We start from the raw sequence: 13,686 nt of genomic DNA on the forward strand, positions 1-13,686 counted from the left end.
CGCCCCCATTCCTCCCCACGTGGGCGACGGGGTTGCCCGCGTTGCGGCGGGCGATCGCCGGGGCGAGGATCGGACCATGAGCGACGCCCGGATCCGCAACGTGCACGACGCCCTCGACTCGTTCACGGAGCACTGGCAGCCCCACCGGCTCGCGAGCGTGAACGACTACGACGTGAAGGTCGTGAAGCTCCTCGGCGAGTTCACGTGGCACTCGCACCCCGACACCGACGAGCTGTTCATGGTGCTCTCGGGGCAGCTCGTCATCCAGCTGCGAGCGGGCGACGTGGAGCTCGGGCCGGGCGACGTCTACGTCGTCCCGCGCGGCGTCGAGCACTGCCCGAAGGCCGCGGGCGAGGTCTCGGCGATCCTCATCGAGCCGCAGGGCGTCGTGAACACGGGCGACACCCCGAGCGAGCGCACGACCGAGCTCCGCGAACTCGACTGACCCGGCGCCGAACGCGGCCGGCGCCTCAGTTCGGCAGCTCGATCATGTACGACACGATCTCCGTGATCCGGCCGTCGGCCGCGAAGTCGAAGACGTCGCAGGACGCCACGATCGACACCCCGCCGTCGGCGTCGGTGTAGCGAGCGAGCGCATCGACGACGACGCTGTCCTCGCCCACGACCGAACGGAACCGCTGGAACTCCGTCGTGACGTCGGCGAGATCGGCGGCAGTGCGCTCGATCGCCTTCGCCACCGCCTTCCTGCCCACCAGCGGACCGCCGCCGACGGAGGTCCAGATCACGTCATCCGCGAGATGCTGGAGGGCCAGGTCGAATCGATGGCCCGAGAACGCTCGGGCGATCTGCTCGGTGGTGAGGTCGGTCGTGGTCTCCATGCGGCTCGCTCCCTCGCGCGGCATCCCGCGCCATCGCGGTTGACGTGTTCACCATCGCCCCGTCAGGGCCGTTCGTCAAGATGCATGGGTCGGATGGCGCGTGGATCCCATGGGGCGCCCCTAGGCTCGGCGCATGACCATCCAGCGCATGGACAACGTCGCCATCGTCGTCGACGACCTGGATGCGGCGATCGCGTTCTTCGCCGAGCTCGGCATGGAGCTCGAGGGCCGCCAGCACATAGAGGGGCTGTTCGCCGACCAGGCCGTCGGCCTCGACAGCATCCGGAGCGAGATCGCGATGATGCGCGTGCCCGACGGCCACGGCCGGCTCGAGCTGACGACGTACCTCCGCCCCGAGGCATCCGCCCCGTCACCCGCGATGCCACCGCCCAACACGCTCGGGCTGCACCGCGTGATGTTCGCCGTCGACGACCTCGACGACACGCTCGCCCGCCTGCGCCCGCTCGGCGGCGAACTGCTGCGCGAGGTCGCGAACTACGAGGACGAGTACCGTCTCTGCTACCTGCGCGGGCCTGCGGGCATCATCGTCGCGCTGGCCGAGCAGGTCGGGTGACCCGCCCGCTCGGCCCAGCGCGCACCGGTGACCCGGCTCAGCCCACCGGGGGCACGAAGCATCCGCCCTCCTGCCAGCCCCGCTGCTCGAACTGTCCGAGGTTGCAGACGACCGAGTTCACCGGGTAGTACTCGCCGAGGGTCGCGAACGCCGACGTCCACGCCCCGTCGCGCGGGACGTCCTGCACGGCGTTGTGGAAGTCGTCGCTGACGACCATGTGGCGCATGATCATCGCCGCCGGCACGCCGGCCTCCACGCGGAGCACGGTCGCATCGCCGACCTGCTGGCTGTCGCTGAGGTCCGCCGACGACACGATCGCGGTCCAGTACCCGTCCGCGCCGATGGCGAGCCGCGTCAGGCCGTCGGGGTTCTTCACGGGGTCGTACTCGCCGCTGCCGAACGAGCCGTTGGCGCACGACCAGTTCGCATCCTGCGCCGGGTACGGCCAGACCTTCTTGTCGAGGCAGAGCGAGAAGTACCTCATGTCGTACTCCGCCGGATCGTTGTCGTTCCACGGCACCGGGCTCGCACCCACCGGGACGCGCGGAGCCTTGCCGCGGAAGACGTACACCTCGTCCGGCGCCGGGATGAATCCGGCGGCGAGGTACCCGGCGACCGGGTTCGACCACACGCTGTTCTGCGCCGCGGCCGTGGGCGCGACGAACATCAGCGGCGTCGAGCACGGCGTCAGGTCGGCACCCACGTAGGCGCAGGCGTTCGAGGCGCGCGGGACCGAGCCGTCGGCGGCCGCCCCGAAGAAGTCGCCCTGCACCGGGCTCGCGCTCGACGCCGAAGGGCCGTACCCCGAGCCCGTGCGATTCAGCGGCAGTACGTTGAAGTCCGTGCCGTCGCTGGCGAAGGCGCCGGGACCGCCACCGCTGCAGTCCGTGCCCTGCGGATCGGGCACGAGCCGGATGGTGTACGTGTCCTCGTACGCCGTGCTGTCGTCGACCCACGGGTTGACGGAACCGGCATCCGGTTCGATCTGGAAGTCGGTGTTGTACGACTGGCAGATCGTGCCGGCGCCGTTCTCGTAGTAGTAGAAGTCCATGCTCGAGTCGTAGAGCACGTACGACATGAACAGCTGCTCCTGGAACTGACCGTCGATCTCGACGTGGTCGAGGACGAGTCCGTGGCGGTCCGGTTCGGTGCTCGCGTCGAACGGGACCGCCCAGTACGTGGCATCCGAGTCGGGGAGGAAGATGTCCATGCCGTCCTGCACCGGCGTCGTGTTCCGCGTGTAGTCGCGGCTGTCGTACACCTTGGTGTTGATGCGCGCCCACCAGCTGCAGTACGGGAAGGCCGTGCCCGCGCGAGCGAGGTCCTTCTTCTTGAACCCGAGGTCGGCGGCCATGTCGCGGAAGTGCTGCTCGACGGTCTCGCTCTTCGTGTCGTTGAAGAGGTCGGTGAACGCGTCGGTGTCGGTGATGCGCGTCGGGCAGTCGGGCAGTTCGAACCGCGTGAGGTCGCCGGAGGACGGATCGCGCTTCACGATCGTGATCTTCGGCGGGTCGGCGTCGATGGACAGGCGCCCGTCGGCGGGAACGTACGACCGCAGGAGCATGATCCGGATGTCCTCGGCGAGGTTGCCCGTGCCCTCCGGCACCTTCGTCGAGGCATTCGCGACCGCGGCCTGCAGGCCGGCGGCGGTCGCCTGCGCGCCCTCCGCCGGTGGACCGGATCTCGCACCGGAATCGATCGCGGCGGTCGTGAGCACCAGCCCCACGAGCGCCAGTTGCGCGGCCCACTGCATCGACGAGGACTTCATCAGATCACCCCATTGAGATCTGCGGGGCGCGCTCGTCTCCCCCAGGCGCCCCCGCCGTCACGACCGGTCGTCGCGTACGGCCCCAGAACCTAGCCTCATGCGCGGGGCGCGTGGAGTGACCTTGGTCCCGAGGACGAGGCACGTCGGCACGTGCCGGATGCTTGGCCTGACCCCTCCCGCAGCCGCTCGGCGATCGCGGCGCCGAGCACCCGGGCGCCCTCCTCCGACGGATGCAGCCCGTCGGAGGTCATGCCCTCCGCGAACCGCCCGTCGAGGGTGCGCAGGCCCGCGCAGGCGTCGACGAACCGCCACCCGCGCTCGTCGGTCAGGTCGTCGAGGCGCTCGTTCATCTCCGCCGAACGGGACGCCGAACGCGAGGTCGTTCGTGACGGCGAGGATCACGAGCACGTCGGCCTCGACGGGCGCGACCGACTCCGCCATCCGCTCGGTCGTCGCGCCCCACTCCGCCACCCGCCCGCGAAGGTGAAGCCCTGGTCGACGACGTGCGACGCCCACGACGCGGGGCCCAAGGTCCCCGGTCACGAAGTCGCGGCTGTCGGCATCGGTGATCGAGTCGCCGACGGCGGCGAACGTGCCGAGCTCGGTGCGAGCGGATGCCTCCGACCCCGCCGTCCGGTCGGACGCCGGTACGGAGCATCCGACGATCGCGCTCGCGCAGGCCGCGACGGCGAGCAACGCACCCCCGCGACGCGCTCCCGCACCGCCATGCGCTGCTCCGAGCATGCGGCCAGTCCTGGAACCCGTCGTCGGCGCGTCGGCGCGACCGAACGCGCCGTGTGATCCCGCCCGATCGTGGGGTCCGCGCGCTAGCGTGGCGCTGTCGGCACCCAGCCGAGCACCGATCGTTCCGTCCTGCACCCCCGACCCGTGGAGCACCGATGACCGAACAGTCCACCGCCCCCGCCCGGACCAACGCATGGACGGCCTTCTGGGATCGGGGAGGGTGGTGGAAGGCACTCGCCTTCGTGGTCGTCTACCTTGCCGCGTACCAGTTCCTGCCGCTCCTCGCGTCGCCGCTCGTCAGCGGCGCGATCGATCGCGAGAACGTCTTCGCCACTCCTGAGAGCGTGTTCGTCGCCCTCGCGTTCCCGCTCGTCGTCGGCTCGGTGCTGCTCGTGGCGTTCGCGCTCACCGTGCGCTGGCTGCCCTCACCGCTCTTCGCGCGCCAGCCGGTGCGCGGCCGGTGGTGGATGTGGATCGCCGTGGTGCTCGTGCTGATCCCCGTCGTGCTTCGCGCGCTCGGGACGGACTACGGTCGGTACTCCGTCCCGGTGATCCTGATGGTCTTCGCCACCGGCGCGCTCGTCGGGTTCTCCGAGGAACTGCTCACCCGCGGCGTCGCGGTCGTCCTCCTTCGCCGAGCGGGCTACAACGAGTGGGTCGTCGCGGCACTCTCCGCGCTCCTGTTCGCCGCACTGCACAGCGCCAACTTCTTCACCGGCCAGGACGCCGGGACCGTGAGTTTCACGATCTTCTACACGTTCTGCTTCGGCATCCTGATGTACCTCGTCATGCGTGCGACTGGCAGCATCGTCTGGGCCATGATCCTGCACGGGCTCACCGACCCGACGACGATGCTCGCGAGCGGCGGCGTGGACGAACTGAACAGCGGCACGACCAACGTGTTCATCGGCCTCGTCTCGCCCGCGACCGTCCTGCTGATGGTCGGCGCCCTCGTGCTGCTCGTCTTCATCCGCGGCAACGCCGAGGGCCGAGCGGCCGCGGGCGAGCCCGAGCGCATCGCGCTGCCCTCGCGATAGCGTGACCGCATGGAACTCCTCCGCCACCTCGTCGTCCTCATCCACCTGATCGGCTTCGCCGTGCTCTTCGGCGCCTGGGTCGTCGAACTGTTCAACGGCAAGCGCGGCATCACGCGACTCATGAACTGGGGCCTCGCGATCGCGGGTGTCGCCGGGCTCGCGCTCGCCGCGCCGTGGGGCATCGAGTACGACCTGGACTACGCCAAGATCGGCACGAAGCTCGTGATCCTGATCGTGATCGGCGCACTCCTCGGCATCGGTGCCGGCCGTCAGCGCAAGACCGGGTCGGTGCCGCCGGCGATCTTCTGGCTGATCGGGATCCTGACGTTCGCGAACGCCGCGATCGCGGTGCTCTGGCGCTGATCGCGAACTGAGCACGTCGACGCGAGCTCGGCTGGGCGCTGCTACGCCCAGCCGAGCTCGCGCAGCTTCGCGTCATCCAGCCCGAAGTAGTGGCCGATCTCGTGCACGAGGGTGACGCGGATCCGGGCGCGGAGCGCGTCGAGGTCGGCGCTGTGCTCCTCGAGGTTGTTCTTGTAGAGCGTGATGCGATCGGGAAGCTCGCCGAAGCCGTAGACGCCCCGGGTCGTCAGCGGGTGACCGCGGTACTGCCCGAACAGCCGAGGGCGCTGGGCGACCGGCTGGTCCTCGAACGAGATCGCGACGTTCTCGAGCCCGCGGACCATGTCGTCGGGGAGCGCCTCGAACACCTCGCCGAGCATCCGCTCGAAGTCGTCATCCGAGATGTGCACCATCAGCCGGCCCGCTCCCGCTCAGCACGCCGCGACGCTCACCGCGTCGCCCCGCCCCGCTCGACCGCGACGATGCGGTGGTCCTCGGCGTGCGTGAGCTCGGTGCGCAGGAACAGGTCGTCGGTCGGCAGGCGAAGGTCGAACCGGGCGAACGCCGCCACGCGCAGCTCGCCCGCATCGACGACGAGGTCGAGCACGTGCCCGCCGACGCTGCGGTCGTCGCTCAGGAAGTGCAGGTGCAGCCCCGCCACGGCGATGCCCTGGTAGATCGCCGGCGTCCAGAACCCCACGAGCGTGCCGCGGACGCCGGCGGCCACCGTCTCGACCTGGTGCTCCGTCACCTCGGCGAGGGGCGGGAGCGGATGCCGCTGCCGAGGCGTCACGCGGACGCGGACCTCGGACAGCAGCCCGTCGAAGCGCACCGCGTGGAACAGGTTGCGGCTCGTGAGCGAGGCATCGACGGATGCCGCGAAGCCGGCCATGTCGCGTTCGTGCACCTCGATCGGCGGCACCTCCGGGAAGCGGCACACGATCGCGAACGGGAGGGTCTCGTCCCTGCGCATGACCGCCGGCGGACCGTCGAGCGTGCACTCGATCGCCGACGCGTCGAGAATCACGACCTCGCCGCCCAGCTCCTCGAGGCAGCCGAGCCCGAAGTCGCCGACCGCGCACGCCTCGCCGACCGGCAGGCCGGACTCGTAGGCTCCGGCGAGCAGCGCGTCGAGCACCGCGAACTGCGTCACGGCTGCACCGGTCACGGGTGTCGGGGGCACGCTTGGAGCGTACCCCCGACCGGGGTGCGGATGCCGCGGGCGGCTCCGCGGCGGCTCAGCCCAGGTCGAGCCCGTGCCCGAAGGGGAACAGCGGGTCCACGGTGTCGAACGGCGCGTCGGGGCGGTTCGCCTCGACCGCCGCCATGCTGCGCGGCAGGTCGAACGGCAGGCGGCCCTTCGGGCTCGCCTCGCCGAACAGCACGTCGAGCTCGACCCAGGCCCTCGGCCGAACCACGGCGGCTCGCGTCGCCGAGCACCTCGGCGACGGCGGGACCAGTCCACGTGCGATCGATTGGCACCCCGCGACGGGGAAGAACGCCGACCGTGGCCGCGTTCCCAGTGAGCATGAGAGCGATCGCCTACTCCGAGACCGGCCCGTCGAACGTCCTGCGACTCGTGGAACGCGAGATCCCGCAGCCCGGGTCGGGCGACGTGCGGGTGCGCATCGTCGTGTCCGGCGTCAACCCGACCGACTGGAAGGCGCGCATCGGCATCGGCGGCGCGGCCACGCCGTTCCCCGAGGTCGTGCCGAACCAGGACGGCGCCGGCGTCGTCGATGCGGTCGGCGACGGGGTGACCGGGTTCGCGGTCGGCGACCGGGTCTGGGTCTTCCTCGCCGCGCACGAGCGACCGACGGGGACCGCGCAGGAGTTCACGGTGGTCCCCGCGAGCCGAGTCGTGCACCTTCCGGATGCCGCGGGCTTCGACGTCGGCGCTTCCCTCGGCGTCCCCGCCATGACCGCCCACCGAGCCCTCACCGTGCACGACGGCGGCCCGGCGCGGCTCGGCCCGGGCGCGCTCGACGGCCGCACCGTGCTCGTCGCCGGTGGTGCCGGGGCGGTCGGTCACGCCGCGATCCAGCTCGCCCGCTGGGCCGGGGCCCGCGTCATCACGACGATCAGCTCGCCTGAGAAGGCCGCCCTCGCGACCGCCGCCGGCGCCCACCACGTCGTGAACTACCGAACGGATGACGCCGCTCGCGCCATTCGCGCCGTCGCGCCCGACGGCATCGACCAGGTCGTCGAGGTCTCCCCCGCCCGCAACGCGGCGCTCAACGCGAAGGTCATCGCCAACCACGGCTCGATCTCGGTGTACGCCACCGACGGCGGCGCCGAGATGACGCTCGATGTGCGCCACCACTTCTCGCTCAACGCCCGGTACCAGTTCCTCCTGCTCTACACGGTCGGCGCCGCCGCCCTCGCAGCGGCCGCGGACGACCTCACCCGGGCCCTCGAGGACGGCGCACTCCCCGTCGGCGACGCGGCCGGGCTGCCGCTCACGCGGTTCCCGCTCGAGCGCGCGGCCGAGGCGCACGACGCGGTCGAGGCGGGGACGGTCGGGAAGGTGCTGATCGACGTGACGGTAGGTTGACTGCCGCGAAGGAGCTGTCCACCTGTCACGCCTTCCGCACCGGTTGCCGCAGCACGGTCCGCAGCTTCTCCGGGGCCGTGCGCCGCGGGTCGCTGAGGTAGACCTCGTGATGCGGGCCGTTGAAGGTGAAGCCGTGGGCCGGCATCCACTCGTGGTGGAGCCGCGCGAGCGTCGGGGCCTCATCGGCGAACGGTCCGAGGTGGAGGATCTGGGCCGACGTGCCCTCGCTCAGGCGCATCAGGCGGAGCGCGTCGAGCGAGGGCGTACCGCGACCCTTCGAACGGGCGGCCTCGATGCCCGCCGCGACGGAGGGCTCGTCGATCCAGTCGGGCTGCGCGATGAGCATCGTCCAATTCCATGCGGCCCGGTCGTTCGCGGCGAACGCGCCGGGGTCGTCCGCCCACCAGAGCCCCTCGAGTGGAGCGACCGTGAAGTCGCGCCCGGCCCCGTTCTTGCTGGCGAACTTCACCGCGTACGCGACCCCGAACAGCGCCTCGACCGCCTCGGCATAGGCGGGCGCCGTGTTCGGGTCGCCGTGCCCGTCGACGGCGAGGTACTGCATCGGCGGCACGTCGACGAGCGTGAAGTCCGTCGCCGACGGGGCGTACAGGTCGCGATGCGCGCGCTTGACGTCGTACTTGTCGGGCGCGGTCCCCCGCGGGTTCGAGTGGCCCGGGTCCGGCGCGTCCATGCGTGCAGGCTACGCCGGACCGGTGACGCGCACTCGGGGCAGTCCGTCCACTGCCCTTGTGCCGGCGCGGCATCCGCTGCCAGCATGGCGGGAACCCTACCGACCGGAGGTCGCCGTGCCCGAGACGACGATCCAGCCGACTGATCCCACGCTCTCGACGCTGCCCGGCGCGGCCGTGCTGCACCGCGTTCGGCGCCTGCTCGTCTGGGCCCTCGGCACCGGCGTGGCCTACAGCCTGCTCGGCGGCGCGGGCCGGGGGTACTGCCCCGGCGGGTTCTCGGGCGACGGCGGATTCATCGACGCCGACGGTCGGGCGACGGATGCCGCGGGGCAGTGCGTCACGCTGACGCTCGAGCCGAGCGGCATCGTGTTCCTGGCGATCGCCGTCATCGTCGTGATGACCGTCACGCGCGTGCTGCGGTATGCAGGCGACGAGGCCGACGCGATCCGCCGAGTCGACCGCGCGGTCCGCGTGGTCGTCGGCGTCGTCGCCGCGTGGACCATCGCGACGCACGTGTCGTTCTTCATGATCCCGGTCGAGGACTGGGACGGCGTCGAGCCGTTCCAGCTGCCGGCGACGTTCGGCACGGTCGACGTCAGCGTCACGCCGCTCCAGCGCTGAACGACGCGGGCCCATGCACCGGCCGGTCGCGCCGCCCGGCGGTCATCCCGCTGCGTGACACAGTCGCTCGCGCACCCACCCCGCGGCGTCCGCCTGCGACATCGCACCGGACCCGACCAGCCGGGCGAACTCGATCGCCTCGTCGCTCAGCCGGCCGTCCGCCGACGTGGGCGGGTCGCGCAGCACGACCGTCGTGAGCCACCTCGTGAGGGGGCCGCCGATCCGCGCGGCGACGGCCACGGTGCCCGCGAAGTGCCGAGCCTGGCCGTCGGTCCGGTCGTCGACGTGGCGCCGGAATCCGCGCCCTCGCAGGCGATTGACACCACCGGATGCCGCGTCGAGCATCCAGAGCGGACCGCGACGCACCCCGGCGACGCGCCCGAGCTCCTTCAGGAACCGCCGGTCGGAGTAGCCGCGCTCGGCGAGCCGGTCGATCGAGTCGGCGAGGGCGGCGCAGGCATCCACCCGGACAGGCTACGGGCCCGGCGGGCGCACCCCACCCCCGGTGCGCCGAGCCGAGCCGATGCGCTACGGTGACGCCATGCAATGCCGGTGAGCCGCCCTCGCTCGTTCCCGATTCCAGCGCGCCCGCGCGCCATCGAAAGGCTCACCCATGCACGCATCGCTCCCCCTCGCCGGCCGAACGGCGCTCGTCACCGGGGTCTCCCGCCGACGCGGGATCGGCTTCGCCGTCGCGACCCGGTTCGCGACGCTCGGCGCGAACATCGTCGTCCACCACTTCCGTCCGCACGACCTCGACCAGCCGTGGGGCGGCGACGACCTCGACGCGGTCCGCGCCGGCATCCGCTCGTCGCTCGCAGACGGCGCCGTGATGGGCGACGTCGGCGCCGACCTCGCCGACCCCGCGCAGGTCGAGGCGGTGATCGCGGCGGCGCGAGCGCTCACCGGCGAGCTCGACCTCCTGGTCTGCAACCACGCGAAGAGCGGCGACGACGGCGGCATCCTCGACATGACGCCGGCGCGGCTCGACGCGTTCTGGGACGTCAACGGCCGCTCGACGCTGCTGCTCACTGCCGCCTTCGCGCGCGCGAAGCGGCCCCGATCCGAGGCGGATGCCGCGCCGCTCCGCCCCGGCGAACGGCTCCGCCGCACCGCGCCCTTCGACCGGCCGCAGGGACGGGTGTTCTGGATGACCTCCGGCCAGGTGCACGGCCCCATGCGCGGCGAAGTCGCCTATGCCACGAGCAAGGCCGCGCTCGCGGGCATCACGCCGACGGTCGCCGCCGAGTTGCTCGAGCTCGGCATCCTCCTGAACACGATCGACCCCGGCCCGGTCGACACCGGGTACCTGGACCCCGAGACCACGGATCGGCCGCTCGACGACCTCGAGCGGCACCTCGCGACGACGCCGTTCGGCCGCGTCGGCCGCCCGGAGGACGTCGCGAACCTCATCGGATGGCTCGCCACGTCGGAGGGCGCCTGGGTCACGGGCCAGGTGCTCACGAGCGACGGCGGTTTCAGCCTCCGGTGAGGCCCTGCCCTCCGCTCACCCGACCAGGTGCGCGACCTGCTCCACCACGAGCACGGCGGCCAGCACGATCATCGCCGCACCCGACACGCGCGACACGATCCGCATGGCCGACGGTCGGAGGCGCAGCACCGTCCGCGCGCCGTAGCCGACGACCGAGTACACCGCCGCGCACGCCGCGACGAAGATGAGGCCGAGCACCGCGAGCTGCACCGGGATCGGCCAGCTGCCGGCGGCATCCGTGAACTGCGGGAGCAGCACGACGAGTACCAGCAGGCCCTTGGGGTTGAGTCCCGAGACGCCGGCGCCCTGCAGCAGGCGGAGCCAGGGGCGAGCGGATGCCCCGGCCGGCGCCCCCGCGACCGTGGCGAGGGCGGCCGTGCCGGGCGCGCCGTCCGGGCCGCCGGCCGCACCGCCCGCGACGGCCGCCACCACCGGCGGCTCACGCAGCACCCGCACGCCGAGGTGGGTCAGGTAGGCGGCGGCCGCGAACGTCAGCCCGATGATCACCCACGGCACGGTCGCCACGGCGGCTCCGACGCCGACCGCGACCGCGGCGACGGTCGCGAGGTAGCCGAGCAGGATGCCCGCGAGCGACGGCAGGATGGTGCGCTCGCGCGTGCCCGCCGCGATCAGGTACGCCCAGTCCGGCCCCGGCAGGATGACCATGAGGGTCATCATCACCGAGCACGCGATGAGCAATTGGACGTCCATGACCTCCCCCTTCCGCTCGATACGACGAAGGTACGGAAGTCCGCGTGGAAGCCGTTGCCCAGTTTCACCACGGCACGCCGCCCGCGTGGAAGAATCCACCCCATGGATGCCATCGATCGGAGAATCCTTGCCGAGTTGCAGCGCGACGGTCGCCTGAGCCTCACGGAGCTGGCCGAGCGGGTGCAGCTCAGCATGTCGCCCACGCACCGTCGGCTGCGGGCGCTCGAGGCATCCGGCGCGATCACCGGGTACCGCGCGGTGATCGACCCCGACGCCGTCGGCATGGGCTTCGGCGCCCTCGTCTTCGTCACGATGGAACAGGCGAACCGCGCGACCGTGCCCGCCTTCGACGAGGCGGTCGCGGAGATCCCCGAGGTGATCCAGGCGCTGCGGCTCTTCGGCGACCCCGACTACCTGCTGCGCGTCGCCGTGCCCGACCTGCCCGCCTACCAGCGCCTGTGGGACGAGCGGTTGTCGGCGCTGCCGGGCGTGCGGCGCGTCGAGTCCACGCTCGTCATGAAGACGATCGTCGACGACCGGCCGCTGCCGGTCTGAGGCTCGCGGGCGGGCTGCCCTGATTGGGGCTGGACCGCGCCAGCTCGGTGTGGAAGCATCCGCTACGGAGAGCCGGCACGACGGCGTGACCGGCGGGAAGGCCGGCATGCAGCACAGGAACAGGCGGATCTGGGGCGTCGCAACGATCGCGGCACTCGCTGCCGCGACGATCGCCGCCGCACCCGCGTACGCGGCACCGAACCCCAACTCGGTCAAGAAGCTCGCGAACGCCGTGACGGCCGAGGCCGTGCTCGAGCACCTCGACGCCCTGCAGGACGTCGCCGATGCGAACGGCGGAGACCGCGCGGCGGGGCGCGACGGCTACGCGGCATCGGTCGACTACGTCGTCGGCGAGCTCCGTGCCGCCGGCTACGCACCGGTCGTGCAGGAGTTCCCGTTCCAGTACACGGAGGAGAACAGCGAGCTCGCCCGGATCAGTCCGTTGCCGACCAACTACGTGGAGGGCCAGGACTTCCTGCGGAACGCCTTCGACCCCGGAACGCCCGAGGGCACCGCGACCGGCACGCTCGTGCCCGTCGACCTGAACGTCCCGGCCGGAGGACTGCCGAACAACAGCAACACGAGCGGCTGCGACCCGGCGGACTTCATCGGCTTCCCGCTCGGCGCCATCGCCTTCATGCAGCGCGGCTCGTGCGGCTTCGCCCTCAAGGCGCTCAACGCGCAGGCCGCCGGAGCGTCCGGCGCGATCATCATGAACGAGGGCCAGCCGGGCCGCACCGGTCTGCTCAACATGATCGGCGACGCGACGGGCCTCACGATCCCCGTGGTCTTCACGACCTCCGCGGTCGGCGAGGACCTGTATTCGACGACGCCCGGCACGATCGTCACCGTGACCGTCGACTACGAGGCCGAGGAGCGCAGCGCGTACAACGTCATCGCGCAGACCTCCGTCGGCGACACCTCGAACGTCGTCATGGCGGGCGCCCACCTCGACAGCGTCCAGGACGGCGCCGGCATCCAGGACAACGGCTCCGGCAGCGCGGCGCTGCTCGAGACCGCGATCCAGATGCAGAAGGCGAAGCCGAACAACGCGGTGCGATTCGCCTGGTGGGGCGCCGAGGAGGAGGGCCTGCTCGGCTCGGAGTACTACGTCGAGCAGCTCACCGAGGAGGAGGCCGCGGACATCGCGCTGTACCTCAACTTCGACATGATCGCCTCGCCGAACTACATGTTCGGCGTGTACGACGGCGACAACTCGGGCGGGACGGCACCCGACGGCTTCATCCCCGAGGGGTCCGCCGAGATCGAGGACGTCTTCGAGGCGTTCTACGGCAGCCGCGGCCTGCCCTACCAGGACAGCGAGTTCTCCGGCCGCAGCGATTACGGCCCGTTCATCGCGATCGGCATCCCGGCGGGCGGCCTGTTCACCGGCGCCGAGGGCGTGAAGACCGCGGACGAGGCGGCGCTCTACGGCGGCGTCGCCGGTGCCTCGTACGACCCGTGCTACCACGACCCGTGCGACAACCTGCGAGGCGACGGGCAGGACGTCGCCTTGTACGACGCGCTGCGTGCGGACTACGACCTCGTCGGCAACGTCAACGTGTTCGCACTCGACGTGAACGCCGACGCGGTCGCGGCCGCCGTCGCGACCTTCGCGTTCGACACGTCGACGGTCAACGACGTCCGGGTTCCCGGCAAGTCGCACGGAGCCGGCAAGAGCGCCGACGCGTTCGCCGACCGGTTCCCCGGCTGATCGGACGGCTGCGCGGCGGGTGCCCGAGGGGCATCCGCCGCGC

At 71.7% G+C, this 13,686-nt stretch carries 17 protein-coding genes and 1 pseudogene; 9 read left to right on the forward strand and 9 right to left on the reverse strand.

What is annotated here, in order from left to right:
- The first annotated feature begins 76 nt into the window (after positions 1–76).
- Positions 77–445: a cupin domain-containing protein gene (locus tag ABME02_RS01840; RefSeq protein ID WP_353813561.1), complete on the forward strand. Its 369-nt coding sequence runs from the start codon at positions 77–79 to the stop codon at positions 443–445.
- 25 nt (positions 446–470) lie between these two features.
- Here the strand turns inward: ABME02_RS01840 and ABME02_RS01845 are convergent, their stop codons facing one another.
- Positions 471–839: a nuclear transport factor 2 family protein gene (locus ABME02_RS01845; protein ID WP_353813562.1), complete on the reverse strand. Its 369-nt coding sequence runs from the start codon at positions 837–839 to the stop codon at positions 471–473.
- Between the two features lie 133 nt (positions 840–972).
- On the opposite strand from ABME02_RS01845, the gene ABME02_RS01850 reads away from it, so the two are divergent.
- Positions 973–1,413, forward strand: coding sequence for a VOC family protein (locus ABME02_RS01850; RefSeq protein WP_353813563.1), 441 nt, complete (start codon positions 973–975; stop codon positions 1,411–1,413).
- A 37-nt stretch (positions 1,414–1,450) separates the two neighbouring features.
- Here ABME02_RS01850 and ABME02_RS01855 read toward each other — a convergent pair whose 3' ends face one another.
- Together ABME02_RS01855 and ABME02_RS01860 are read right to left on the reverse strand one after the other, a co-directional pair.
- Complete coding sequence (locus ABME02_RS01855; RefSeq protein ID WP_353813564.1) at positions 1,451–3,181, reverse strand: hypothetical protein; 1,731 nt, start codon at positions 3,179–3,181, stop codon at positions 1,451–1,453.
- A 95-nt stretch (positions 3,182–3,276) separates the two neighbouring features.
- Positions 3,277–3,531 (reverse strand): SGNH/GDSL hydrolase family protein, encoded by a 255-nt coding sequence (locus ABME02_RS01860; RefSeq protein WP_353813565.1) that lies wholly within the window; start codon positions 3,529–3,531, stop codon positions 3,277–3,279.
- 549 nt (positions 3,532–4,080) lie between these two features.
- Here ABME02_RS01860 and ABME02_RS01865 point away from each other — a divergent pair.
- Complete coding sequence (locus ABME02_RS01865; protein ID WP_353813566.1) at positions 4,081–4,962, forward strand: CPBP family intramembrane glutamic endopeptidase; 882 nt, start codon at positions 4,081–4,083, stop codon at positions 4,960–4,962.
- A 9-nt stretch (positions 4,963–4,971) separates the two neighbouring features.
- Complete coding sequence (locus tag ABME02_RS01870; RefSeq protein WP_353813567.1) at positions 4,972–5,325, forward strand: Fe-S protein; 354 nt, start codon at positions 4,972–4,974, stop codon at positions 5,323–5,325.
- A gap of 41 nt (positions 5,326–5,366) precedes the next feature.
- Here ABME02_RS01870 and ABME02_RS01875 read toward each other — a convergent pair whose 3' ends face one another.
- The 3 genes and pseudogenes from ABME02_RS01875 to ABME02_RS01885 all read right to left on the reverse strand — a co-directional run.
- Complete coding sequence (locus ABME02_RS01875; RefSeq protein WP_353813568.1) at positions 5,367–5,717, reverse strand: metallopeptidase family protein; 351 nt, start codon at positions 5,715–5,717, stop codon at positions 5,367–5,369.
- Between the two features lie 35 nt (positions 5,718–5,752).
- Positions 5,753–6,487: an acetolactate decarboxylase gene (budA, locus tag ABME02_RS01880; protein ID WP_353813569.1), complete on the reverse strand. Its 735-nt coding sequence runs from the start codon at positions 6,485–6,487 to the stop codon at positions 5,753–5,755.
- 55 nt (positions 6,488–6,542) lie between these two features.
- Positions 6,543–6,695 (reverse strand): annotated as a pseudogene (locus tag ABME02_RS01885) (glycoside hydrolase family 3 C-terminal domain-containing protein); the annotation flags it as partial.
- 137 nt (positions 6,696–6,832) lie between these two features.
- Here ABME02_RS01885 and ABME02_RS01890 point away from each other — a divergent pair.
- Positions 6,833–7,858 (forward strand): NADPH:quinone reductase, encoded by a 1,026-nt coding sequence (locus ABME02_RS01890; RefSeq protein ID WP_353813570.1) that lies wholly within the window; start codon positions 6,833–6,835, stop codon positions 7,856–7,858.
- A gap of 25 nt (positions 7,859–7,883) precedes the next feature.
- Here ABME02_RS01890 and ABME02_RS01895 read toward each other — a convergent pair whose 3' ends face one another.
- Positions 7,884–8,549 carry a GyrI-like domain-containing protein gene (locus tag ABME02_RS01895; RefSeq protein ID WP_353813571.1) on the reverse strand — a complete coding sequence of 222 codons (666 nt, stop codon included), beginning with the start codon at positions 8,547–8,549 and terminating at the stop codon, positions 7,884–7,886.
- A 115-nt stretch (positions 8,550–8,664) separates the two neighbouring features.
- Here ABME02_RS01895 and ABME02_RS01900 point away from each other — a divergent pair, with 115 nt between their 5' ends.
- Positions 8,665–9,171, forward strand: a complete 507-nt coding sequence (locus ABME02_RS01900; RefSeq protein ID WP_353813572.1) for a hypothetical protein — start codon at positions 8,665–8,667, stop codon at positions 9,169–9,171.
- 42 nt (positions 9,172–9,213) lie between these two features.
- On the opposite strand, the gene ABME02_RS01905 is transcribed toward ABME02_RS01900, so the two are convergent.
- Positions 9,214–9,636 (reverse strand): hypothetical protein, encoded by a 423-nt coding sequence (locus ABME02_RS01905; RefSeq protein WP_353813573.1) that lies wholly within the window; start codon positions 9,634–9,636, stop codon positions 9,214–9,216.
- Between the two features lie 148 nt (positions 9,637–9,784).
- Here ABME02_RS01905 and ABME02_RS01910 point away from each other — a divergent pair, with 148 nt between their 5' ends.
- Positions 9,785–10,663 carry an SDR family oxidoreductase gene (locus ABME02_RS01910; protein WP_353813574.1) on the forward strand — a complete coding sequence of 293 codons (879 nt, stop codon included), beginning with the start codon at positions 9,785–9,787 and terminating at the stop codon, positions 10,661–10,663.
- A 15-nt stretch (positions 10,664–10,678) separates the two neighbouring features.
- Here ABME02_RS01910 and ABME02_RS01915 read toward each other — a convergent pair whose 3' ends face one another.
- Positions 10,679–11,374, reverse strand: coding sequence for a LysE family translocator (locus ABME02_RS01915; RefSeq protein WP_353813575.1), 696 nt, complete (start codon positions 11,372–11,374; stop codon positions 10,679–10,681).
- A gap of 102 nt (positions 11,375–11,476) precedes the next feature.
- Between ABME02_RS01915 and ABME02_RS01920 the strand changes: the two genes are divergently transcribed.
- Both ABME02_RS01920 and ABME02_RS01925 read left to right on the forward strand, forming a co-directional pair.
- The gene (locus ABME02_RS01920; protein ID WP_353813576.1) at positions 11,477–11,929 is read left to right on the forward strand and encodes an Lrp/AsnC family transcriptional regulator; all 453 of its coding nucleotides are present in this window, start codon (positions 11,477–11,479) and stop codon (positions 11,927–11,929) included.
- Between the two features lie 106 nt (positions 11,930–12,035).
- Positions 12,036–13,643: a M20/M25/M40 family metallo-hydrolase gene (locus ABME02_RS01925; RefSeq protein ID WP_353813577.1), complete on the forward strand. Its 1,608-nt coding sequence runs from the start codon at positions 12,036–12,038 to the stop codon at positions 13,641–13,643.
- Positions 13,644–13,686 lie beyond the last annotated feature (43 nt).

Origin of the sequence: Agromyces zhanjiangensis, assembly GCF_040496055.1 — a bacterium.
Classification (GTDB): Bacteria; Actinomycetota; Actinomycetes; order Actinomycetales; family Microbacteriaceae; genus Agromyces; species Agromyces zhanjiangensis.